The sequence below is a fragment of the Yoonia maritima genome, assembly GCF_002933395.1.
Taxonomy (GTDB): Bacteria; Pseudomonadota; Alphaproteobacteria; order Rhodobacterales; family Rhodobacteraceae; genus Yoonia; species Yoonia maritima_A.
The window spans coordinates 632,354-657,032 of record NZ_PKFN01000007.1; the positions used below are offsets into that span (position 1 = coordinate 632,354).

21 protein-coding genes are annotated in these 24,679 nt (G+C 51.1%); 13 read left to right on the top strand and 8 right to left on the bottom strand.

The window, feature by feature from the left end; genetic code table 11:
- Positions 1–237: 237 nt before the first annotated feature.
- On the top strand, positions 238–924 hold the full coding sequence (locus CYQ09_RS04645) for a GntR family transcriptional regulator (RefSeq protein ID WP_106744233.1): 687 nt from the start codon (positions 238–240) through the stop codon (positions 922–924).
- The gene (locus CYQ09_RS04650; RefSeq protein WP_239495848.1) at positions 921–1,757 is read left to right on the top strand and encodes a GNAT family N-acetyltransferase; all 837 of its coding nucleotides are present in this window, start codon (positions 921–923) and stop codon (positions 1,755–1,757) included. Before CYQ09_RS04645 ends, CYQ09_RS04650 begins: the two co-directional genes overlap by 4 nt.
- A gap of 36 nt (positions 1,758–1,793) precedes the next feature.
- Here the strand turns inward: CYQ09_RS04650 and CYQ09_RS04655 are convergent, their stop codons facing one another.
- The 3 genes from CYQ09_RS04655 to CYQ09_RS04665 are packed head-to-tail and all read right to left on the bottom strand — an operon-like array spanning position 1,794 to position 4,643.
- A complete protein-coding gene (locus CYQ09_RS04655; protein ID WP_106744234.1) occupies positions 1,794–3,098 on the bottom strand; it encodes a TRAP transporter large permease in 1,305 nt (434 codons plus the stop codon).
- Positions 3,099–3,103: 5 nt separating this feature from the next.
- Positions 3,104–3,610, bottom strand: coding sequence for a TRAP transporter small permease (locus CYQ09_RS04660; RefSeq protein ID WP_106744235.1), 507 nt, complete (start codon positions 3,608–3,610; stop codon positions 3,104–3,106).
- 49 nt (positions 3,611–3,659) lie between these two features.
- A complete protein-coding gene (locus CYQ09_RS04665; protein WP_106744236.1) occupies positions 3,660–4,643 on the bottom strand; it encodes a TRAP transporter substrate-binding protein in 984 nt (327 codons plus the stop codon).
- A gap of 284 nt (positions 4,644–4,927) precedes the next feature.
- On the opposite strand from CYQ09_RS04665, the gene CYQ09_RS04670 reads away from it, so the two are divergent.
- The 3 genes from CYQ09_RS04670 (at position 4,928) to CYQ09_RS04680 (ending at position 9,783) form a co-directional block, all read left to right on the top strand.
- Positions 4,928–6,022 (top strand): carboxynorspermidine decarboxylase, encoded by a 1,095-nt coding sequence (locus CYQ09_RS04670; RefSeq protein ID WP_106744587.1) that lies wholly within the window; start codon positions 4,928–4,930, stop codon positions 6,020–6,022.
- Positions 6,023–6,049: 27 nt separating this feature from the next.
- Complete coding sequence (locus tag CYQ09_RS04675; protein WP_106744237.1) at positions 6,050–7,321, top strand: saccharopine dehydrogenase family protein; 1,272 nt, start codon at positions 6,050–6,052, stop codon at positions 7,319–7,321.
- A 302-nt stretch (positions 7,322–7,623) separates the two neighbouring features.
- The gene (locus CYQ09_RS04680; protein ID WP_106744238.1) at positions 7,624–9,783 is read left to right on the top strand and encodes a response regulator; all 2,160 of its coding nucleotides are present in this window, start codon (positions 7,624–7,626) and stop codon (positions 9,781–9,783) included.
- Between the two features lie 73 nt (positions 9,784–9,856).
- Here CYQ09_RS04680 and CYQ09_RS04685 read toward each other — a convergent pair whose 3' ends face one another.
- Positions 9,857–12,181, bottom strand: coding sequence for a Tex family protein (locus tag CYQ09_RS04685; RefSeq protein WP_106744239.1), 2,325 nt, complete (start codon positions 12,179–12,181; stop codon positions 9,857–9,859).
- 170 nt (positions 12,182–12,351) lie between these two features.
- Here CYQ09_RS04685 and CYQ09_RS04690 point away from each other — a divergent pair, with 170 nt between their 5' ends.
- From CYQ09_RS04690 to CYQ09_RS04700, 3 genes are read left to right on the top strand one after another with little or no spacing between them, the layout of a single operon-like run.
- Positions 12,352–13,152, top strand: a complete 801-nt coding sequence (locus CYQ09_RS04690) for a UDP-2,3-diacylglucosamine diphosphatase (protein WP_106744240.1) — start codon at positions 12,352–12,354, stop codon at positions 13,150–13,152.
- 13 nt (positions 13,153–13,165) lie between these two features.
- Positions 13,166–14,395, top strand: coding sequence for a DUF3419 family protein (locus CYQ09_RS04695; RefSeq protein ID WP_106744241.1), 1,230 nt, complete (start codon positions 13,166–13,168; stop codon positions 14,393–14,395).
- A gap of 4 nt (positions 14,396–14,399) precedes the next feature.
- On the top strand, positions 14,400–15,032 hold the full coding sequence (locus tag CYQ09_RS04700; protein WP_106744242.1) for a class I SAM-dependent methyltransferase: 633 nt from the start codon (positions 14,400–14,402) through the stop codon (positions 15,030–15,032).
- 4 nt (positions 15,033–15,036) lie between these two features.
- Here the strand turns inward: CYQ09_RS04700 and CYQ09_RS04705 are convergent, their stop codons facing one another.
- Positions 15,037–15,690, bottom strand: coding sequence for a GntR family transcriptional regulator (locus tag CYQ09_RS04705; RefSeq protein ID WP_106744243.1), 654 nt, complete (start codon positions 15,688–15,690; stop codon positions 15,037–15,039).
- A gap of 140 nt (positions 15,691–15,830) precedes the next feature.
- Here CYQ09_RS04705 and dctP point away from each other — a divergent pair, with 140 nt between their 5' ends.
- The 5 genes from dctP to CYQ09_RS04730 all read left to right on the top strand — a co-directional run bounded on the left by dctP (position 15,831) and on the right by CYQ09_RS04730 (position 21,511).
- Entirely contained in the window at positions 15,831–16,814 is a 984-nt protein-coding gene (gene dctP, locus CYQ09_RS04710) for a TRAP transporter substrate-binding protein DctP (RefSeq protein WP_106744588.1), read from the top strand.
- Between the two features lie 65 nt (positions 16,815–16,879).
- Positions 16,880–17,428 carry a TRAP transporter small permease gene (locus tag CYQ09_RS04715; protein WP_106744244.1) on the top strand — a complete coding sequence of 183 codons (549 nt, stop codon included), beginning with the start codon at positions 16,880–16,882 and terminating at the stop codon, positions 17,426–17,428.
- Entirely contained in the window at positions 17,428–18,744 is a 1,317-nt protein-coding gene (locus CYQ09_RS04720; RefSeq protein WP_106744245.1) for a TRAP transporter large permease, read from the top strand. Before CYQ09_RS04715 ends, CYQ09_RS04720 begins: the two co-directional genes overlap by 1 nt.
- On the top strand, positions 18,741–19,985 hold the full coding sequence (locus CYQ09_RS04725; protein WP_106744246.1) for a malonyl-CoA decarboxylase: 1,245 nt from the start codon (positions 18,741–18,743) through the stop codon (positions 19,983–19,985). Before CYQ09_RS04720 ends, CYQ09_RS04725 begins: the two co-directional genes overlap by 4 nt.
- An 11-nt stretch (positions 19,986–19,996) precedes the next feature.
- A complete protein-coding gene (locus tag CYQ09_RS04730) occupies positions 19,997–21,511 on the top strand; it encodes a malonate--CoA ligase (protein ID WP_106744247.1) in 1,515 nt (504 codons plus the stop codon).
- A 30-nt stretch (positions 21,512–21,541) separates the two neighbouring features.
- Here the strand turns inward: CYQ09_RS04730 and CYQ09_RS04735 are convergent, their stop codons facing one another.
- The 3 genes from CYQ09_RS04735 to CYQ09_RS04745 are packed head-to-tail and all read right to left on the bottom strand — an operon-like array spanning position 21,542 to position 24,671.
- Entirely contained in the window at positions 21,542–22,609 is a 1,068-nt protein-coding gene (locus CYQ09_RS04735) for a Gfo/Idh/MocA family protein (protein ID WP_106744248.1), read from the bottom strand.
- Positions 22,606–23,628, bottom strand: a complete 1,023-nt coding sequence (locus CYQ09_RS04740) for a Gfo/Idh/MocA family protein (RefSeq protein ID WP_162617566.1) — start codon at positions 23,626–23,628, stop codon at positions 22,606–22,608. Before CYQ09_RS04740 ends, CYQ09_RS04735 begins: the two co-directional genes overlap by 4 nt.
- Complete coding sequence (locus tag CYQ09_RS04745) at positions 23,625–24,671, bottom strand: Gfo/Idh/MocA family protein (protein ID WP_106744590.1); 1,047 nt, start codon at positions 24,669–24,671, stop codon at positions 23,625–23,627. Before CYQ09_RS04745 ends, CYQ09_RS04740 begins: the two co-directional genes overlap by 4 nt.
- Between the last annotated feature and the right edge of the window lie 8 nt (positions 24,672–24,679).

Below are 24,679 nucleotides of genomic sequence, written 5' to 3' on the forward strand. Positions count from 1 at the left end.
TGCCGCTCCAAAATGTTTGCATCCTCACGTTCAGCGAAACATTCAAAGCTGTGCAGTGTTTTTTTACTGCTCACACCCCCTCATCATCGAGATGCGCAAATTTTCAGCAATTGCGATCAGCATGTGCGCAACTTTAATCACAATATTGTATACAATTTAGATCATGACAGATATTCACGATCCTCCCTTGGCCTTCCAACCAGACCCGATCAGAATCAAATTGAGGAGTATGCAGTCATGAAAAACACTCAGGTTAAATCCGGGTCTGCCGAATATGTTGCAGAGGCCATCGAACTCGCGATCCACGAACACCGCCTTATACCGGGTATGAAACTGGGCGAGGACGAACTAAGCGAAGTCTATGGTGTCAGTCGGACAATCATCCGCGCCGCGCTTCAAAGCCTATCGCACGACCGCCTGATCGAACTTAAGCGAAACCGCGGTGCGTTTGTGGCGCAGCCATCCGTCGCCGAGGCGATCGAAGTCTTTGAAGCGCGATCGCTGTTAGAGCCCCGCACAGCGCGATCAGCCGCCGAACGCATGACAGAGCAAGACATCAGATCACTGCAAAACCATATCGATGCTGAACATACTGCAATCGACAATGGCGAAAGCGGGCGCGCGCTGTATCTATCTGGGCTTTTTCACATTGAGATTGCCCGTATTGCAGACCAAAAAACAATCGCCGCATTTATTACACAACTTATTTCGCGTTCATCTTTAATCATTGCGCTATACTGGGAACGTCGGGCTGCCCTGTGTGAAAGTCATGCCCATCACGCCTTGATCGAAGCCTTTCGAAATCAAGACGGCGATCAAGCCGAAGCGTTAATGAAAAGCCATCTCATTGATCTGCTCACATCTCTTGACCTCCGCTCAAGGAAATCGGCCCCCTCCTCGTTACATGAAGCGCTAAAGTCATGACACCAATGTTTCGGACATCCACCCAAGCAGAAATATATACCATGCTCGATTGGGCTGCCGCAGAAGGGTGGAATCCGGGTATTGATGACGCATCGGTGTTTTTTCAAACTGACATGCACGGTTTTTTCGTTGCCGAACTCGATGGCGCTATTGTCGCCGCAATCTCAGTCGTAAACCACAACGACGACATGGCATTTCTTGGTCTTTACCTTTGTGGTCCCATGTATCGTGGCAAAGGGATTGGTTATGGTCTTTGGAAATATGCGCTGGCGCATGCTGGACCGCGCACAGTCGGGCTGGATGGTGTAAAAGAGCAGCAGGCGAACTATGCCCGTTCTGGCTTTACTCTCGCTGGGGCGAGTACAAGAATGCAAGGTTGTATTCCGCAGGTGCTTACCGACGACATACGGCCAATCAACTATGAATTAGACGTCGAAGTTATTACGCAGCTGGATGGCGCGGCGAATGGGTATGCACGTGACGCATTCCTTTCGGGTTGGACCAACGACACCGATGAACGAAAGACCTTGGTTTACGAAACGAACGGCACTGTGACTGGCTTCGCCACGATACGCCGCTGTAAAAGCGGACATAAAGTCGGCCCCGTCATTGCACCCAATTCGGACATCGCACTAAAATTACTGTCAGCAGCAGCAAAACATATGTCTGCGCACCAAGTCATTATCGATATGACGGATGGGCAACCGCAGTTCAAAGATCAACTGATCACATTCGGGTTTGAACCCATATTTGAGACAGCGCGCATGTATCGCGGCACGCCCCCCAAAAAGAATGCAACACTTTTCGCAATCGCGACGATGGAGCTTGGATAATGCCCAGCGGACAATGCTTAACTGGCGGCGTGGGGTTCAACCCAACATCAAGTCAGGTAAAAACGTTACAATTTGCGGAAACACAACGATCAGAACAATCGCCAAAAGCAAGACGCACAGAAATGGGAATGTCGCCAGTGCGATTTCCCCAATGCCCCTGCCCGTCATCGACTTTAGAACGATCAGGTTGAAACCAACTGGTGGCGTAATCTGCGCGCATTCGATCACGATAACAGCGTAAACACCGAACCAAATCGGGTCGATGCCGGCAGCTTTTATCATTGGTAGGACGACGGAGCTCGACAGCACGAGAATTGATATACCTTCCAAAAAACAGCCCAATATCAAGAAAAAAAACGTCAAAACGACGATCAGAACTGTGGCTGAAAGGTCAAATTGATTTACCCAATTGGCCGCCGCACGTGGAAGGTCTGCAAAGCCAACCGCAATCGAAAGACAGGCAGCGCATGCGATAATAAATGAAATCATGCATGAAATCCGTGTAGCGGATAATAGGCTTTCCATGAACATTGTTTTGCTCATCGTGCCATTCACGAACGCAAGAATAAGCGCGCCAACGATACCAATGGATGCCGCTTCGGTTGGTGTCGCAATCCCACCATAGATCGACCCGATGATCGCAATGATCAGCGCGACAACAGGCAGCAGTTCTTTTGAGGCGCGTAGCTTTTCGGTGAATGGTATGCGCGGGGGTTGATCGCCTTGCTTATCAGGGTGCAGGCGCGACCAAATCGCAATATAGCCAGAAAAGAGAACGATCAACATCACCCCGGGGACAATACCAGCGATGAATAACCGCGCGACAGATTGCTGGGCAATCACGCCATAGACAATCATGATAATGGACGGTGGGATCAACAGACCAAACGTTCCCGCACCAGCCAATGACCCGATCATCATGCGTCTATCATAGTTACGCGCGCTCAGTTCTGGGATGCTCATTCGGCCAACAGTTGCACATGTGACCGCTGACGATCCAGATACCGCCGCCATAACACCGCAACCAATCACATTGACATGCATTAACCCACCCGGAAGCCCTGCAACCCAAGGGGATAAACCGCGAAACAGGCTTGATGATAACCCTGAACGCATCAGAATTTCGCCCATCCAAACAAACAACGGCAACGCAGTCAAAGCCCAGCCCCAGCTTGCGTCCCACATCGTCGCTGACATAATCGAACCGGGATCAAGCGGTGCAAAAAAGGTAAACATAATCAAAGCTGTAGACAGCAATGACAACGCGATCCACACGCCGGTCCCCAGTAAGACAAGCAAGCTTATGATTAGAACGATAGTGGCTATTGTGATGCTATCCATCAGTGTTACTCTGCCGCTCCATCTATGTTCACCTCATAACCCGCTGTTTTTCCATAAAAAATAAGCGTTGCCTGTTCAGCGATACCGATGGTTAACGTGATCAAACCAAACGCGACGCCGCTTTGTGGTATCCACAACGGCATGGCGACCATTCCGGGACTAAGATCGCCGAAATCAAAAGATTGAATTGTGAACAGTGTCATCTGCCAAGCAGCGTACCCTGAAATTGCGATCCCGATCGAACAACACCACAGTTCAATGATCCGATGTGCGCCTTTGGGCAAAAATTGCGACACAAGACTAATACGCACATGTCCCCCGTTCGCAAACGTGTACGCAAGTCCAAGAAAGGTCGACGCAGCAAGGCAAAACCCTGCAACTTCAGTGGTTTCTATTGCAACATGAAACTGCCGTGCGACGATCTGAACAATCGTAACCACAGCGATGGATGCCAAGAAGAATGCCGCGGCAAACCCGCAAACAGAGTACAGCCTATTGAGGTTTTTTCGCATATATTGATCCTGAAATTTAGCCGACGGAATACCGCCGGCCAACCGTCAATTATTCGCTCGATGCACGGTAGGCTTCAAGAACGGCAAGCTCGTCCTCGGATGCTTCAGCGCTCCATTCTTCGATCATGACTTCACCGATTTCTTCAAGCGCCTGTAGCAATTCTGGCGATGCATCTGCCACCGTCATGCCATGTTCTTTCAAGACTGCGACGCTATTTTCGCCCGCGATGCGGCTCATCTCGTAACCGCGCAATGTCGCGGCTTCGCCAGCGGCAATGATCGCGGCTTGCAGGTCTTCGGGCAACGCCCCGAGCGCACGTTGGTTTACGATGATGCCGTTTTTGTTGTGCATCGAGCCAGTGTAGGTGAAATCGGAAACATAATCCCATGCTTGGATATCGTTACCTGTCTGGCCCGATGTAAATAGCGCATCAATGAGGCCGGTTGAAAACGCTTGTGGCACCTCTGCATAAGGCAGGATCGTTGCGTCAAAGCCAAGCAGTTCGCCCATCCGTTGGGTCGAGGTGGAGTAAATACGCATTTTCACACCATCGAACTGCTCAACTGATTCAATTGGAAATTTCGTATAAAATCCCTGCCCCGGCCAAGGCTGATAAGCAAGGATCTTCATGCCGTCGTCTTCGAAAACACGATCAAACCAGGGTTTTTGTGCCTCCATCAATCTTACTGATGATTCATAGTCGCCTGCAACATTTGGAAGACTATCAAGCACATACATCGGGCTTTCATTGCCGTAGACCCCAAACCGAATTTCCCCCAACTGGATCTGACCGGCCTGAACAGCGCGACGGATTGCATCTAATTTGATCAATTCGCCATTTGAACGCAGATCAATGGATAGTTCACCGTTGCTGGCCTCTTCCACTTCCTCGATGAACATGCGGATGTTTTGCGTGAAAAAACTATCCTCTGGATAGCCCGATGCCATAATCCAAGTTGTCTGGGCTGATGCATGCGCCGCAAATGAAATGGCTGCGCATGCCGTCAGTGTAATCTTCGAAAAAACATTCATAGCGTGATCCTATTCCGCAAATTTCAGAATAACTGTGTTCGCCCGCCGCTATATCCAGCAATAGAAGCCGTCAGAACAAAAGCCGCTTCAATAACTTATGCCGCTTATTTAGGCTGGCAAAATGTAAATTGCCTTCGTGTAAGGTGCTTCGCAAAGGCAGAAATCATAATCGCGGCACTTCGTTGTGCTGCTTGATGCGCAGAAAAACCGCAATTTGTTTGCGCCTGCCTCGTGATAGATTTAATGGCAGAGTTACAATGCTTGACCACCGCAGAGGTTCACAGATGCAGACACCGTATTATCTGATCGACAAGTCCCGTTTGTTGCAAAACCTTGAAAAAATCGCATGGCTGCGCGACGCATCCGGCGCAAAATCTTTGCTTGCTCTTAAATGTTTTGCAACATGGTCTGTCTTCGACTTCATGGCCGATTACATGGACGGATCAACATCTTCGTCTTTATACGAAGTACGCTTGGGGCATGAAAAATTCAGCGGTGAAACACACGCCTATTCGGTTGCTTACGCGGATTACGAAATTGATGATGTGTTAGCTTATTCTAACAAGATCATCTTCAATTCTATTGGACAACTTACCAAGTTTTCAAAAGCGTCGCAGGGGCATGTGCGTGGGTTACGTGTGAATCCCGGGGTATCGACATCCGAATTTGACCTTGCAGACCCTGCCCGCCCCTTTAGCCGTCTAGGCGAACATGATCCGGCCGATATTACTGCAGTCGCGGATCAAATCAGCGGTCTGATGTTCCACAATAACTGCGAAAACGACAGCTTTGAACGCTTTGATACGATGCTTACCCTGATCGAAGATCGGTTTGGTACGATCATCCATAAGATGGATTGGGTCAGCCTAGGTGGTGGTATCCATTTTACAGGCGACGATTATCCGCTTGATCAACTAGCAAACCGGTTAAAGAACTTTGCGCAAACCTATGATATACAAGTATATCTTGAACCCGGAGAAGCTGCGATTACTGGTGCCGCCACCCTAGAAGTCACCGTTCTGGACACCATGCACAACGGTAAAGACCTTGCGATTGTTGATAGTTCAATCGAGGCGCATATGCTGGATTTGCTGATCTACCGTGAACCCGCCAAGATGCGCCCCAACACAGGTGATCATGAATGGATGATCTGTGGCAAATCGTGCCTTGCTGGTGATATCTTTGGCGAATTTCGCTTTGATGCACCGCTTAAGTCTGGTGATCGGCTTTCGTTCCACGATGCCGCCGGATACACAATGGTTAAGAAAAATTGGTTCAATGGTGTTAAGATGCCCAGCATCGCGATACGTGAACTTGATGGAACCGTAAAACTAGTACGCGATTTCGACTACGACGATTTCGCTGCTGCTCTATCCTAACAAACTGAGAAGAGGTCTCTTGGATACATGAAACGCAATGTTCTTATCATTGGCGCTGGTGGCGTCGCACAGGTCGTGGCGCATAAATGCGCGCAAAATAACGATGTGCTGGGCGAATTACACATTGCCAGCCGGACTATTTCAAAGTGCGAGGCAATAATCGCAAGCGTGCATGATAAGAACGCGATGAAACAAGATGGCGTTTTTCAAGCACATAGCGTGGATGGCATGGATAGCGCGGCTGTTGCTGCATTGATCACCGAAATCGGCGCACAGATTGTGATCAACGTGGGCTCTCCGTTTGTGAATATGACCGTTCTTGAGGCCTGTATTCAAACCGGAGCGGCCTATATCGACACCGCTATTCACGAAGATCCATCCAAGATATGTGAAACCCCACCGTGGTACGGCAACTACGAATGGAAACGCCGGGATGATTGCGCCAAAGCAGGCGTCACAGCGATCTTAGGTGCTGGATTTGATCCGGGAATGGTGAATGCGTTTGCGCGGTTCGCAATTGATGAATTCATGGATAAAGTCACATCTATCGACATTGTTGATATCAACGCGGGCAACCACGGCAAATATTTCTCGACGAACTTTGACCCCGAAATCAATTTCCGCGAATTCACCGGCACGGTCTATAGTTGGCAACAAGGCGCATGGCAGCAGAACAAAATGTTCGAAGTTGGCCGTGAATGGGACCTACCCGTCGTTGGCAAACAAAAGGCTTATATGTCTGGCCATGACGAGGTTCATTCGCTTGCCGCAAACTATCCGCAGGCTGATATCCGGTTTTGGATGGGCTTTGGCGACCATTACATCAATGTGTTTTCAGTGCTTCAGAACCTTGGGTTACTGTCAGAACAACCTGTCGTCACCGCCGAAGGTTTAGAAGTTGTTCCGTTGAAGTTGGTCAAAGCTGTCCTGCCTGACCCGTCAAGCCTTGCGCCCAACTATACCGGCAAGACCTGCATCGGTGATCTGGTTAAGGGCACCAAAGATGGCGAAGAGGTCGAGGTGTTTGTCTATAATGTTGCCGACCACAAGGACGCCTACAACGAAGTCGGAAGCCAAGGTATATCCTACACCGCTGGCGTCCCCCCTGTCGCAGTCGCAATGCTAATCGCAGATGGCACCTATGACCAAGGCGTGATGATGAACGTCGAGGAACTAGACCCAAAACCGCTTTTCACGTTGCTAGACGACATCGGGTTACCAACACGTGTGAAAGACGCCAAAGGCGACCGGGCTTGGCACCAAGCGCAATCAGACGCCCTGCACCAGCAATGCAAATAGGTTATTGGCGACCGATTTCGACTGCCACCTAGACATCAATAGTGGCCCTCCCCCGCCAAAGAAACACTTTGGCGGGATTGATATATTTGCCGATATAAACAAATAATTGAAATAAATCGTTTTAAACGCTAGCGAACTTATAACAACTTAAGGTAGGATAGGGTAAATCGCATTAACCAAAAGTCAGCGCTATTTTGTGAAATATCGGGGGATTTGGCTTGAAAAAGAACATACTGTTTGTGCTTGCAATTGGGTTCACTATTTATGTGAGCATATTTGCCATAAGATCACAGACAACCAGTATGGCGCACCAAACTTTGGTTGCGCGATCAGAAGCAAGTGCGAGTACTTGGGTTGCTCACTTTTCGTCGCAGATTGGTGGATTTAGCGAAATCATTCGCAACGGTGCGGCAGACAGTGAACAGATACGCGTACTTAATAATGCCCAGAGCTTTGTTGACGTATTTCGATTTAAGATATTTGATGCCTCTGGGCATCTCATTCTTCTTTCTGACAATGTGGATCGTGTTGATGCGACATTTATTACAGATGACGAAACCAACAGCACCGCACTGCGTGCCATTCAGACAGGGGTGCAAGTAACCGTCGTCAATGATGGTCGCGAAAAAGAAGACCGACCGGACTGGTATGCCGAGACATATTTCCCGCTCACCGAAGATGGCGCTGTTGTGGGCGTTGCCGAGGTGTATGTCGATGTGTCTGAAGCACACGACACTATCTTGGGGGCATTCAAAGACCTGTCACTTTCTCTAGTTTCCATCTTACTGCTTTCTGCGCTTGTTCCTATTGCCATTATTATTTGGTTTGTAAGGCACCTACAGCGTTCGAATAAACAGTTAGCCGAAACAAAAGAAGCCGCTGCAGCGGCGGCCCAAGCCAAAAGCAGGTTCTTGGCGAATATGAGTCATGAAATCCGTACTCCGATGAATGGTGTTATCGGAATGGCGGAATTGCTCAGCGAAACGAACTTGGATAAAGAACAAAAGTCGTTAACAGAAACGATTGTTCAATCGGCCGCAGCGCTATTAACGATTATCAACGATGTCTTAGACTTTTCTAAAATTGATTCCGGACATATTTCAATTTCAAGGCACCCGTTTAATATTCATGCGTGCATTCAAGATGCAGCTGTGTTGCTTGCCCCTGCGGCCGAAGGCAAAGATCTTGAACTTTGCGTTGATATTTCTGATGAAGTCCCTGTTTGGGTCGAAGGTGACGATGCTAGATTGCGGCAGTGTTTGCTGAATTTGATCGGCAACGCGGTGAAATTTACAAAAACAGGATATATTGAAATCAACGTCGAGATGGACGGTCCCGATAGCATTCGTTTTTCGGTTAAGGATACCGGAATCGGCATTCCAGCCGACAAAGAGCACAAAATATTTGCTGATTTTGAACAGGTCGAAAGTAGCGAAACACGCGAGATTGAAGGTACCGGTCTTGGCCTTGCTATCACACGTAAGCTCATTGAACTGATGGGCGGAACCATTGAGTTTGAAAGTGAATTGGGTGTCGGAACAGAGTTCTTTTTCTCCCTATCTCTTCCAGTCGCCGCACCTGCAACCTCAACCCGATTAACCACAAAGGTCGAGCTTTCAGGCCTTCACGCGTTAATCGTTGATGATCTAGATGTGAACCGCCGCATACTATCAGATCGTTTAAAAAGCTTTGGTATGACGTCTCATACTGCAAATTCATATGACTCTGCGCTTGAGGTGCTCGCACAACACCCGCGCAGTAGCAAATTTGATATCGCAATTTTAGACCACCACATGCCTATCCGATCTGGCGCAGATGTGGCAACAGCGATGCGCACTTCGCCAGCAACTGAAGATATTCCAATCATTTTCCTGTCGTCCGGAAATCTCGAAGAATTGAAAGATCGTGCTGACGATCTAGGTATCGATATCTTGGTAAATAAACCCGTCAAAACGACGGACCTAAAGGCAGCAATATCGACTGCTACGCTCAAAATGAAGCAAACCAAAGTAAAACCAACGGAATACAATAAAGACACATTCCATTTCCCAATGCGGGTGGCTGTTGTAGAGGACAATGTAATCAATCGTGTCCTCATGGAAAAAATTATTGGGCCATTCGTCGACGATCTTGTGCTTTGGGAAAACGGTCAAATTGCGCTTGATGCAATAGATGACTGGAAGCCTGACCTTGTTTTCATGGATATATCGATGCCTGTTCTTGATGGTCTGTCCGCGACCCGAGAAATTCGTAGGCTTGAAAAGCTAAACGGTGCAAAAGAAGTACCCATTATCGCCCTGACAGCAAATGCGATGGCCGAAGACATGGAGCGCTGCCTCGCGGCGGGAATGAATGGCTATTTGTCAAAGCCACTACGCAAAACAGACATTCTTGACCTACTCAATGCAAATTCTACTGAAAAAGACAGTCAATTTAGCCCCGAATTTCGGGCTTCAATCTGACGCCCGTTGATGTAGCAAGACGCCTTTGATCTCTGTGCGTTCATTTGGGTAGGTTAGTAAAACTACATAGCGACTAACGGCTTTTGTTTGGTGATCCACTTAAGGCTTGTGCCAACGCATCCCCCAAAGCGCCGGTATTGTTCGTCGCTGACTTTGGCTTGGCGGTCGCCTTTCCTTTGTGCCCTGAATGTGGCTTTGCCTTTGGCTGTATTGCCTGCTGCGACTGGTGATGATTGTCCTTTCGCATCGACAACCCAATACGTTTGCGTGCCACGTCAACTTCGGTGACACGTACCCGCACAACATCACCAGCTTTGACAACCTCGTGCGGGTCTTTAACGAATTTGTCGGCAAGCTGACTAACATGAACAAGCCCGTCTTGATGCACCCCCACATCGACAAACGCGCCAAAAGCAGCGACATTTGTTACTGTCCCCTCAAGCGACATTCCAGGTTTAAGGTCCGTGATGCTATCCACGCCCTCAGCAAATGTTGCCGTCTTAAACGCAGGGCGCGGATCACGCCCCGGTTTGTCCAATTCGGCTAAAATGTCCCGCACTGTAGGAAGGCCAAAACTATCATCCACGAATTGCTCTGCTCTTAGTCCGGCAAGCGCGCTACTATCGCCCATGATTGCACGAACATCCCGACCACAGGCTTGCACGATCTTACGTGCAACGCCGTAGGCTTCTGGGTGAACCGAAGACGCATCAAGCGGTTCTGTACCATCCGTGATACGTAAAAATCCTGCACATTGTTCAAATGCCTTCGGCCCTAAGCCCGCGACTTTCAGCAGTGCCTTACGAGAAGCGAAAGCACCATTTGCATCCCGATGCGCCACGATGTTTTGTGCAAGTGACGGTCCAAGACCTGCGATATGCGACAGCAAAGGTGCCGACGCCATATTTAGATCTACACCAACAGCGTTCACAGCATCCTCGACCACCGCCGCAAGCGATAGCGACAACTGGCGCTGATCCACGTCATGTTGATACTGCCCAACACCAATCGCCTGAGGTTCAATTTTAACCAGTTCAGCGAGCGGATCTTGCAGGCGGCGTGCAATCGAAACAGCGCCGCGGATAGACACGTCTACATCTGGGAATTCCTGTGATGCGAGTTCTGATGCGGAATAGACGGACGCCCCTGCTTCAGACACAATCACTGGGGTTGGACGTGAAACGCCTGCCGGCAGGTTTTTAAGAACATCTGCAACCAATTTCTCGGACTCGCGGCTGGCTGTGCCGTTGCCAATCGCAATCAAAGCAACCCCGTGTTTGCGGATGAGGTGAATCAGTGTTTCTTCAGCACCCCGTAAATCTTGGCGCGGTTGGAAGGGATAGATCGTGGCCGTATCCAGCAGCTTACCAGTCTCATCGACGACCGCGATCTTACAACCCGTTCGAATGCCAGGGTCCAAACCAAGTGTCGCACGCGCACCCGCAGGCGCAGCCAAGAGCAAGTCTTTCAAATTACGTGCAAACACGTCGATCGCAGTCGCATGTGCACGACGACGCATGTCTGTCAGCAGGTCCATGAACATCGAAAGGCTTAGCTTCACGCGCCACGTCCACGCGGCAGCGTCCTTAAGCCAGATATCACCTGCCCCCTGCCCTTGTATCCCAATCTCGGCTGCAATCATCCCGATCACACGGTCCAATCCGGTTTCTTCGTCTGGCAAGATATTGATCGCAACAATTTCTTCTTTGGCGGCACGTAAGATGGCAAGAGCGCGGTGTGACGGGATGGACGCCCATTTTTCTGTATGTGCAAAGTAGTCCGAGAACTTCGCCCCGGCCTCTTCTTTGCCCTTATTGACCCTTGCTGTGACAACGGCCTCTTGCTGCATAAACGCGCGCAAGCGGCCTAGCAAAGCAGCGTTTTCACCAAGTTCTTCGGCCAAAATATCGCGCGCGCCGTTCAATGCATCTTTGGTCGATGATACGGCCTTAGACAGATACGCCTGTGACAGTACGGCCGGATCCGCCGACCTGTCATCAAGAATCGCACGAAGCAACGCATCCAACCCATTTTCACGTGCGATCATCGCTTTTGTGCGTCTTTTGGGTTTAAATGGAAGATATAGGTCCTCAAGCACCGCCTTGGTATCTGCCTCGGCAATAGAGCGGGCCAGCGCATCAGTCAGCTTACCCTGCCCCGTGATTTCGCCAAGAATGCTCGCGCGGCGTTTTTCAAGATCACGTAGATAGCTTAGCCGTTCGGCAAGTTTACGCAGTTGCGCGTCATCCAATCCGCCTGTCACCTCTTTACGGTAGCGCGCCACAAATGGAACGGTATCGCCTGCATCTAGCAAAGCAACGGTCGCATTAACCTGTTCAGGCCGTGCCTCGATTTCGGTTGCGATGTTACGGGCGATACGATCTGCGACGGCGGTCATGGCGGTGTCTCCAATGTGTTCGGATGCCCGTCATAACGTGGGCATCGCGCTTCGCCAAGGCCAAGTCATGCGCGATTTTCAACCAGTGATATCCTTGGCAACAGTGTCTTCACGTCACTGTCACATCACAAAGCTATTCGTTCCTGAAATGCGTTTCGGAGGCACGTTAGATGCTTTGCAGAACAATATTCTTGTCTGACATTCACCTTGGAACCAGAGGGTGCCAAGCCCATCTGTTACTTGATTTTTTGGCCGACCACGATGCGGCTACTATTTATTTGATAGGCGATATCTTTGATGGGTGGGCGATTAGTCGCCGAGGGTGGCATTGGCCGCAATCACATAATGACGTTGTTCAAGCATTGTTGGAACGTGCGCGTAATGGTGGCCAAATTTTCTTTGTTCCGGGCAACCACGACGAGGTTATGCGCAATTATCTGGGCACCCACTTTGGCGGGATCGAAGTTGTGCAAACTGCGGATTTCGTCGGATTGAATGGCAAACGATATTTGGTCACACATGGCGATCAATTCGATACCGTCGTGATGAACGCCAAATGGTTAGCGCATTTTGGCGATGCTGCTTATGACTTTTTGATTTGGATGAACCCAAAGATCAACCTGCTCCGATCGCTTTGGGGCGGTCAGTATTGGTCGCTGTCAAAATGGACAAAGCGGCAGGTGAAATCAGCGGTGAGTTTTATCGGTCAATACGAAGATGTCCTGACCGATGAAGCCAAGCGAGGCGGTTATGATGGCGTGATTTGCGGCCATATACACCACGCAAATATCCGCAATATCAAAAACATCACGTACATCAACACAGGCGATTGGGTTGAAAGCTGCACAGCCGTTATCGAAACCCCAACCGGCGAGATCGTTCTGATTGACTGGGAAGAAAAAGCAAGGGCTGCCGCAATTGAAAAGCCACGCCGCCGAAAAGCCAAAGAGCTGTCCAGAATAGACAGCTAATCCGGAGAATGAAATGACATCATCCATGCCGACCGTAAGCGAGCAACTAAGTTCTGCGGTCAATCAAAACGCCCAACTGACGCGTGCAGGTCTATTGGAACGTATTTTTGCGCGGCTTTTTCATGGCCTCGTTTATGCCCAAATCTGGGAAGATCCGCGTGTCGATATGGAAGCGTTAAATATCGGCCCTGATGATAATATAGTCTGCATCGCTTCGGGCGGCTGTAACATCCTAAGTTACCTTACCCAAAGCCCATCTTCGATCATCGGCGTTGACTTGTCTCCGGCGCATGTGATGCTGAACAAGCTCAAGCTTGCCACGGTTGAAAACCTACCGGATCACGCCACACTGTTTGATGTGCTTGGTCATGCCGACATGCGCAAAAACCTGACTACATTCGACACACACGTAGCGCCACATCTTGATGACGAAACACGTGATTATTGGGATAGATGGACCATCACAGGGCGACGCAAAGCCATTTTATCACGCGGACTATATCGCCACGGAGTTCTGGGGCGTTTTCTTGGGCTTATCCATCTGGTCGCAAAAGTCGCGCGCGTTGATTTTGATGCCCTGCTGTCTGCTAATACTTTGGGCGAACAAAAGGCATTCTTTGATACGCAAATCGCCCCGCTGTACGATAGTCGCGTTATACGATTTCTTGCCAATCGGCGGGCATCACTATTTGGTCTTGGTATTCCACCAGCACAGTATGACAAGCTCGCGGCGGATGCAGGCGGTGATATCATCGCTGTTTTAAAAGAACGCACACGGAAATTGTTTTGCGACTTTCCTATTCAGGATAATTACTTTGCTTGGCAGGCGGCGAACCGCGGATACCAAAAGGCGCCCAACGCATCCGTGCCACCTTACCTTGAAGCACAGAACTTTGACATCGTTCGTGCGAATGCATCCCGCGTAAAGGTGTTGAACAGATCGCTCACTGATGTGTTGGCTGGGCAACCAAACGGGTCAAAGCAATGTTATGTATTGCTTGATGCCCAAGATTGGATGAATGACACGCAACTGAATGCGCTTTGGGATCAGATCACGCGCACAGCGGCACCGGGTGCACGCGTGATTTTCCGCACAGGTGGGACAGATGATATACTGCCGGGCAGAGTTTCCGATGAAACGCTCTCGCGCTGGGTCTATCAACCCAAAGCATCTGCGCACGGCTTTCAAAATGATCGTTCCGCAATCTACGGCGGCTTTCACCTATATCAGATGAAAGGTTAATCTGATGACCGACGCCCACGGCGCCCTGATGGATAGTGTTTATCGCAGGCAGCGGTGGATCTATGATTTAACGCGCAAATATTACCTTTTAGGCCGTGATCATGCGTTGCGCTCATTACGCCCTTCGCACAAAGCCCACATTCTGGAAATTGCATGTGGTACGGGCCGAAACCTAGATCAAATTGATAAGCGCTATCCGAACCGCCATCTTTATGGGCTTGATATATCATCGGAAATGCTGCGCACGGCGCGGCATAAACTTGGTCAGCGTGTACAGCTTGCCAAAGGTGACGCGACACACTTCAATGCTGAGGATTTATTTTCGCAGCGACAGTTTGACCGTATCGTCATGTCATATTGCATATCGATGATCCCCGCATGGCAGGGCGCAATATCAGAGGCAATCAACCACTTGGCACCCGGGGGCGAACTTCATATCGTGGATTTCGGTGATCAAAGCCACCTACCTGTCTGGTTTAAACGGTGGCTGCGCAGTTGGCTCGGTCGCTTTCATGTCACCCCGCGCGATGATCTTGCGGCGGTGCTTGAAGCTCTCTCAGCGGATGTTGAAGTTGAACACCAATCGCTTTTACGTGGTTACGCGCAATACGCATGTATACGTCGACCAGCAATTTAAATTTCTACGTACCTTTTTTGAGGTTCGCCATCAGATGATGAAACTTCTCACCCTGAATCGCGATATGGTCACGCAGCGTGTTTGCCACGCGGTCCCCATCCCCTTCGACTAGAGCCGCCACAATTTCGCGATGTTCACACATCGATTGCTTCATACGTCCACGAAGATGCAATTGAACACGCCGAAAGGGTTTTAATCGCCGGTGTAGTTTTTGGGCCTCTTGTTCCAGAAACCCATTCCCCGACGCCTTGTAAATCAGATGATGAAAATGTTCATTTTCCTGATAGTACAGATCAGGATCCCCTTGATCGAGAGCGGCTTGGCATTTGTCGTTCGCGGTCTGAAGCAGAACAAGCGCGTCGTCAGACACCCGAAATGCCGCAAGTCGACCGCATGATGCCTCAAGCTCCGCCATTGCTTCGAACATTTCCATGAGCTCAACAGGCCCGGGTTGGCGCACGAACGCCCCACGCCGCGGTTCTTGGGTCACGAGCCCAGATGTGGCGAGCTTTTGTATCGCTTCGCGAACCGGCGTGCGTGATACACCAAACCTTTTTGCAAGCTTGATTTCGTCAAGCCTCTCTCCATCACCTAACTCACCCGTAAAAACGAGATGCTCGAGCTCTTTTGTGATCCGATCTGCGCTTCGTATTGTCATAACTTGATAATAGATCAGATCAAAAAAAGTACAATCATGTTATTCTTGTATACAAGAATATTGACTTGTGATGCACGATGTTCAAATCTGCTGAAATACTGTGCGATTCGCGTCGTGCCGTATTCCAGGGAGGAACAAAAATGAATATGTTTAAGCTATCTACAGCTGCGGCCGCCGTGTCGTTAGCTGCCAGTACTGTTGCAGCCGAGGAACTGCGCCTGTCACACCAATGGTCAAACCAAGACATTCGTAATCAAGTTGCACAAATGGTCGCTGACGAAGTTGCCGCGGCCGATGTTGATCTTGAGATCAAGATTTTCGGCTCGCAATCACTATTCAAGGCGCGCGAACAATACACGCCGCTTAGCCGTGGCCAGCTTGATATGACCGTGTTGCCGCTATCCTACGCGGGTGGACAACAGCCAGCCTATAACCTGACGCTGATGCCGGGATTGGTTAAAAACCACGATCACGCCGCGCGCATGAATGAATCACCGTTTATGGCAGCCCTAGAGGAAAAGATGGCCGAAGATGATGTGATGGTTCTGGTGCACGGCTATCTTGCCGGTGGATTTGCCGGGAAAGAAGGTTGCATCACGAACCCAACGGACATTGATGGGCTTCAGACCCGCGCGGCGGGCAAAGCATTCGAACAGATGCTTGCCGGTGCTGGCGCATCAATCGCATCTATGGCCTCCTCCGAGATCTACAACGCAATGCAGACAGGTGTTCTTGACGCTGCAAACACATCGTCTTCGTCCTTCGTGTCATACCGCATCTACGAACAGGTCGCTTGCTATACACCTGCGAGTGATGTTGCGCTTTGGTTCATGTATCAGCCGATGCTCATGAACAAATCGACCTTTGAAGCGCTAAACGAAGATCAACAGGCGGCCCTGCTTGCCGCTGCTGAAAATGCCCAAGCCTACTATTTAGAAGAAGCAAAGAAAGAAGACGCAGCATCTGCTGACGTTTTCCGTGACGCAGGCGTTGAAATCGCCGAGATGAGCCAAGCGGATTTCGATGCATGGCGGGCACTGGCGCAAGAAACCTCTTACGCGCGTTTTGTCGAAGAAACACCAGACGGTCAGGCGCTGCTTGATCTCGCGCTCGCTGTCGAGTGACCGCAACTGGGGCGGTGTGCATCACCGCCCTTCATTCGACAATTTACGGGCAAAAAGGGTGACACATGACTGGCCACCACGATGCAGTTGCATCCAACACGGGGAATAACCCCTTTCTAAAAACTGTTGCCGCGCTATCGACCGTTGCAGGCTGGGTATCGTCAGCGATGATCGTCGTGGCGGTCGGGGTGACATGCCAAATGATCTTTGTGCGGTTTGTTTTGAACCAATCGACCATCTGGCAGACCGAGATGGTGATCTACCTGGTGATCGCGGCGACATTGATCGGGCTGCCCTATGTTCAGCGGCTGCGCGGGCATGTGAACGTCGATCTGATCCCATTGCTGCTGCCAAAACGCGCACGGTTTTACCTATCAATTCTGACGCTTTCGATGTCGATCGCGATTATGGCTGTCATGCTTTGGTACGGGTATGAATTCTGGCATTTTGCTTGGGATCGTGGCTGGAAATCTGACACTGTTTGGGGTGTTCGCCTTTGGATCCCATATCTGTCACTGCCTGTCGGATTAGGGCTGCTACTATTGCAGCTCATCGCGGACCTTGTCGCAATTGTCCTGAAAATCGATCAACCATTCGGATTGGAGAATAACTGATGGACCCTCTCGTCCTTAGTGGCTTAGTCGCCCTATTCACTATCATCGTACTATTCTCTGGCGTTTCGGTGGCCATTGGCCTTTTGATCGTATCGGCAGGATTTTTGATCGTCTTTGATGGCACCCGTTCACTGGAACTGATGCCCGAAATCTTGTTCGGAAAACTGGATAACTTTGCGCTATTATCCATTCCGATGTTCATCATCATGGGGTCGTCGATTGCATCGACCCGTGCGGGCGCTGACCTATACGAAGCGCTTGAGCGGTGGTTGACGCGCGTACCCGGTGGGCTTGTCATTTCCAACCTTGGCGCATGTGCACTATTCGCCGCGATGTCAGGGTCAAGCCCTGCCACCTGTGCGGCTATCGGCAAAATGGGCATCCCTGAGATGCGCAAGCGTGGTTACCCAGATGGCGTTGCCGCAGGGTCAATTGCGGCGGGTGGTACGTTGGGCATTCTCATCCCGCCTTCTGTCACCATGATCGTCTATGGGATCGCCACAGAAAGCTCGATTGGCCGCCTTTTCCTCGCTGGCGTATTTCCGGGACTGATGCTGGTTGGCCTGTTCATGGTGTGGTCGCTTTATTCTACGGCCAAGTCAGGTGACCGAGCGTTGCTAAACACAAGAGCTTACACTTGGCGCGAAAAGTTTGAGATTTTACCGCGCGTGATCCCGTTCTTAATGATCATTGTCGGCGTGCTATATTCCATGTACGGCGGCATTGCGACGCCTTCGGAAACAGCTGCGGTGGGGGCTCTGCTATGCTTGCTTGTCGCAATGGTGATCTACAAGCTTTGGAATCCGCGTGACCTGTGGGTCGTGCTGCGGGACAGCACCAAAGAGTCTGTGATGATCCTATTTATCATCGCGGCGGCCGGTGTGTTTTCCTATATGCTGTCGAGCCTGTTCATCACGCAGTCGATTGCGGCATGGATTGCAGAGCTTGACGTGAACCGCTGGTGGCTGATGGCCGCGATCAACGTGTTCTTGCTGATCGCAGGGTTCTTCTTGCCACCCGTCGCGGTCATTCTGATGGCGGCACCAATCTTGCTGCCGGTCATCGTTACCGCTGGATTTGATCCGATTTGGTTTGCGGTTGTTCTGACCATCAATATGGAAATCGGGCTGATTTCGCCGCCCGTTGGCCTGAACCTTTATGTGATCAACGGTATTGCACCGGATATCCCGCTTAAGACGATCCTGCTGGGTTCACTCCCTTATGTGGCCTGTATGGTGTTGGCTATCCTTCTGCTGTGCCTGTTTCCAAGTATCGCGACGTGGTTGCCCGACTATGTGATGGGGGCCGCAAGATGAGTCTTCTCGCGGATCTTCTGTCTTCGGTCTTTGATCGATCGACCAAGGCTTTCACCGCTGCACAGTGGGATAATCGACCTATCGAAGAACTGGTTGCCGACCTGATCGGCAACCATGGTGAAATCAAAGGGATGACGCTCGCGCGGCAAATCCTAGACCGCTATGCGGCGATGGAGACAGACGAAAAGCGTGATTTCTTTTTGCACCTTGCAACAGGGTTAGACATTAATCCTGAAACCGTGCGCGAGGCCCTAAATGCCTATGAGGCCGAGCCATCAAAAGCGACCTACCGCAGTTTCATGACTGCGGCAGAGCCAGCCCGGCAAGAACTTGTGCGTCGCCTGAATCAGGTACCCGGCGCAACAGGCAGTCTGGTGAAAATGCGAAAAGACCTGCTTGGCATGGTTAAAGAAGACGCATCGCTTGCAGCACTAGATCTAGATTTCCGGCACTTGTTTCTGTCTTGGTTTAATCGCGGGTTTCTTGTCCTTCGCCCAATCAACTGGGCAAGCCCGGCGTATATTCTTGAAAAAATCATCGCATACGAAGCCGTGCACGCCATCGACAGTTGGGGTGATCTGCGCAGACGAATGCAGCCGTCGGACCGTCGTTGCTTTGCCTTCTTTCATCCGGCCATGCCGGATGAGCCCCTGATTTTTGTCGAGGTTGCATTGACCAAAGGTGTGCCCGGATCAATCCAAGACGTTCTTGCTGATGGGCGCGATGTTATGGATGCAGAATTGGCTGACACAGCCGTCTTTTATTCGATATCAAACTGTCAGGCGGGGCTTGCGGGCATTTCGTTTGGGAATTCTTTGATCAAACAGGTCGTCGATGATCTTTCACGGGAACTGCCGGGGCTAAAAACATTTGTAACTCTGTCACCCATTCCCGGCTTGACCAAATGGCTCGCCGCCGAAGGTTTAGATGAAAGTGCCACGCCTGAACGCTTGCCCGGACTTGCGGCGCGGTACCTGATAAACGCCAAGCGGCCAAACGGGGCGCCGCTTGATCCTGTAGCACGGTTTCACCTTGGGAATGGCGCGAAAGTGCACGCCGTACATGCAAATGCCGATACGTCGCCCAACGGGCAGGCCCAATCGTTGGGTGTGATGGTCAATTACCTTTACGATCTGTCCGCCATAGCGCAAAACCATGAACACTTTGCGGCATCGAACAAAGTCGCCGCATCCCCCGACGTCAAGGCGCTGGCACGCGCTGCAGAAAAGTCCGACACATAAGGAACCCTTCGATGGTCAACCCTCTCTATGATACATTGTTCGGTCGCCACGCCGGAAAAGCGACCCCATTTCTGCACCTCGAAGACGGACAGACAATCTCGCATTCAGATTTTCTGGCAAGAACCGCACGATTTGCAAACGCGCTTGCCGCGATGGGGTTAAAGCCCGGTGACCGTCTTGCCGCGCAAATCGATAAATCCGCCGATGGGCTGGTGCTATATGCTGCCTGCGTTCAATCGGGAGTGGTTTTTTTGCCGCTAAACACCGCCTATACGCCTGACGAAGTCAGCTACTTTATCGAAAACAGCGGCGCTGCACTTTTTGTATGTCAGCCAGAGCGGCGTGACACATTGACCGACCTCGCCAAAGCAACAAACACGCGGTTAGAAACGCTGGGCACAACAGGTGGCGGTAGCCTTGCCGATCTTGCGAAAGACCAGTCCGATGTGTTCGCAACTGTCGAACGTACAGCCGATGATCTGGCGGCATTCCTATATACGTCAGGCACCACCGGACGGTCCAAGGGCGCGATGCTAACGCAAGGCAACCTGCTGTCCAACGCGACGACACTCGTGGATATCTGGGCCTTTACGGATCAAGACGTGCTTTTGCATGCGCTCCCCATATTCCACACCCACGGGCTGTTTGTTGCAGTGAATGTCACGCTCATGGCTGGTGGCTCGATGATCTTTATGTCGAAATTCGATCTCGACTTTATGATTACGAACATGCACCGCGCGACCACGATGATGGGGGTGCCTACCTTTTATACCCGCCTGCTTGACGATCCGCGCTTCACCAAAGAAATCGCACAACATATGCGGTTGTTTATCTCAGGCAGCGCGCCTTTGCTGGCCGAAACCCATGTGGCCTTTGAAAACCGAACAGGTCTTCGCATCCTCGAACGCTATGGGATGACCGAAACCAATATGAATACGTCAAACCCCTATGACGGGGATCGGCGTGCCGGAACCGTGGGCTTTCCGCTACCGGGGGTCGAGTTGAAAATCACTGATCCAGCAACTGGCAAAACGCTTCCCACCGGCGAGATTGGCCAGATCGAAGTCCGTGGACAAAACGTATTTGTGGGCTACTGGCAAATGCCCGAGAAAACAGCCGAAGAACTGCAGGCCGATGGCTTCTTTATCACCGGCGATCTTGGGATGATTGATGATGACGGTTACGTCACGATTGTCGGACGGAACAAGGATCTGATTATTTCTGGTGGCTTCAACATCTATCCCAAAGAAATTGAACTTATTCTAGACGAACAGCCCGGTGTTCTTGAGAGCGCAGTCATCGGGGTCCCGCATCCTGACTTTGGTGAGACCGTGATTGGCCTGATCGTCTCGAAAGGCGGCGAAACACCAAACCTAGATCAGATTTCCGAAACCATTGGGCAGTCGCTCGCACGATTTAAGCAACCACGTAAGCTGGTCATCATTCCAGAGCTCCCCCGCAATACCATGGGTAAGGTGCAAAAGAATGTATTGCGTCAATCGTATGACGCAGCATTTGAAACCTGACATAACGGATGCCAGCATCTCTGGTGTTCGTTATGCCTTTGGCGTCCAGCCATTATAGGTGGCGTCATCATCTTTTATCGGTAATGAAACGGGCATATCCGACCGGGCCGATTGGTATGTCGCGCTGACAAATTCGATCGACCTACGCGCTTCGTGAATATTCACATAATGCGCTTCAATACCGCGTAGCGCGCGGAATACCTCGACGGAAAATCCGACCTGACCCGCAGGTGGGTCAGTGACTGCATTGACCACAGCATCAACTTGATCTTGGGTTACTGGCGCGCGGGCGGTGAAGGCCCATTCCCCTTCAGCAGGCCGATATGGATCGGACCCGCTTTCTGCGGTAACGCCTGCGAAACAAAACCTAAGACGGCTGGTATCCGTAGCGCCGCCCAATGTGACAGAACTTGTCGCAAGCGCCCCGTTTTCAAGCGTGATTGACAGCGCAGCGCAGTCCTCGACTTCGATGTCATTCGCCCCTGTTGCCACCCTTGCAAAAACAGACGAAATAGGGCCAAGCACATGGGTCAATAGGTCATGCGCGTGGATGGCATGCCCCAAAATTGCACCACCTTGCTCCCCTGCCCATGTTCCACGCCAATCGACGGCATAGTAATCCGCGCCCCGGTTCCAATGTGTTTCAAGCGAAGCAACAAAAGGACGCCCCGCCAATCCGCTATCGATCAGGGCACGCAGCTGCGATATACCTTTACCAAAGCGATATTGAAATACCGGAAAGACGGTGCGCCCCGTTTCGGTTGATATCGCGATCAGGCGGTCAACGTCGGCAACGCTGTTCGCGAGCGGCTTTTCGCAGATCACGTCCTTGCCTGCACGCATGGCCCGCGCAGTGAAATCAAAGTGTAGATGCGGCGGCAGGCATATATCAACGAGTTCGATCTCTGGGTTCGCAAGCACCGCGTCAAAATCATCGGTGATACGCGACAAATGCGCGTCATCGACAAAGGCTTGGGCCCGCGCCATATCCACGTCGCAAATCGCGGCCACGTCGTACATTTCAAGTAGCTGCTGATAGGCGATATAGTGTTTTTGCCCGATCCCGGCACCGATGATCGCAACCTTGACCTTTTTCATGGCGCGTCCCCTTCGGCTAGCATTTGCGCCCGGATTGTTAAGTCCATAACACGGAAGGTATGCGCCTGACTTACTGCGGTTTCGGTGCGGTTTTGGATGTCTGCGCAAATGCGTGGAAAATAGGATAAAGGCACTTCACGGCAATCAATCACCTCGGCACCGTCTTGGTTCGCAAGCAATAGCTGATCGCCCCGGTTTCCATTCGCGAGGTCAATGTATTTGCGCAGCTCAATATAGCCCGCATCACCAAGGATCGTCAGACGCCCATCGCCCCACATAGGAAGCCCCTTGGGCGTGAACCAATCGACACGGACGTAACCATGCCCCTTGTTTCCCTCTAACAAGACTTCGCCGAAGTCTTGAAAACCGGGGTGTTGAGGCAGGCTTTTGTTTGCGACCAATGCGTGCTTAATTTTAGCCTCGGTTGAGCCGGTAAAAAACAAAAACTGGTCGATCTGGTGTGAACCAATATCAGTCAAAATTCCGCCATAGCGGGGGCGTTCAAAAAACCAATCAGGCCGAGTTTGCAGGTTTTGCTTGTGCGGGCCCATGCCTATCGTTTGGATCACATTCCCAATGGCACCCTGCGCAACCAGCTCTTCGGCTTTTGCAACACATGGTACCTGAAAGCGTTCCGAAAAGTTCACGGTCCAGATGCGTCCGGTTTGGGCGACTGTTTTCTGAATTTCCGCCAGTTGCGCCAAGGTCGTGCATCCGGGTTTGTCGACCATGACATCTTTGCCAGCTTTCATCGCCTCAATCGCGAGCGCGGCACGGTCTTCTGGTACTGCGGCAATGAGGACCATATCGACGTCGGGGTCATCTAGGATTGCGTTGCGGTCTGGAACCCGAACAAGGTCGGGATACGTTTCTTGGAACTTTTCAGTCAGCGCCCAATCACGTTCACTCCACCAGTGGGTGATACTGCACCCATTGGCGACCATGTTCCCAAGCATCCCCAAAATGTGCCCATGATCGACCCCAATTGCACCCAGTTTAATTCCGTTCTCAATAGTCATGTTCTCACTACCTTTTCGACGGGGACAACGCGGCCCAATGTACTTGATGTAATGATCGCCTCGATCAGTGCATGGACCGCAAGCGCGCTTTGGCCGCTTGCAGCGGGTGTGGCACCGCTATCAATGCAATCAATGAAATCCGCGATGATCGCTTGGTGCCAATCGGCGGTAAATGCCATGGGATCCCCGCCTGCACCGGTGGCGACCGCAGTGCCAATTGTCTGATGTTCACCATTTTGCCAAACGACAGATAGCTCTGCTGATTTCAGCGTCACCGACGCATTGGCATAATGCAGAATAACTTCCTCTGTGCGTCCGGGATAAGTTGCGGTTGATGCAACAAGGCTACCCACTGCGCCATTTTCAAACGCGAGGCCTGCGCTGACGAAATCTTCGGATTCCATAGTATGAAAACCGGACGTTCGCGCCATCGCGCATACTTCTGTAACCGGACCCGTGAATTGAAGCGCAAGATCAAGCGTATGAATGGCTTGGCTGATCAAAACCCCGCCGCCATCTCGTGCAATCGACCCCCTGCCCGGTTCGTCGTAATAGCCTTGATCACGCCACCACGGCACATATATTTCTACAAGCCGCAGCGCACCAAGATCTTTCGTCGCGCGCAATTCTTGCAGCGCTTTCGCCGACGGGCGAACGCGATGCTGCAGCACGATACCTAGCGGAATATCCGCGCAGATATCGACGATCTCTTGGGCGTTTGCGAGGGTCCGTTCGATTGGCTTTTCCATCAGAATAGGAATACCCGCGCTTGCCAGCGACTGCACAATTGGAACCCGTACATTTGGAGGGGTAATGACGACCGCCATGTCCGGCTTGGCTGCGACGACTTCTTCAATGTTTTCATAGGCGCGTGCTTTTGGGAAATGCTTGGCGTGCCGTTCTAAGAACGCGCGGCCACTGTCGCCCGTCGATGCCAGAACCCCCACCAACTGCATTTGATCCGAAAGATTGCTAAAACTCTCAACATAGGCAGAGGCGACCATGCCGCAGCCAATCAATACGACGTTCTTCTTTGCAGTCATCTGGGCCA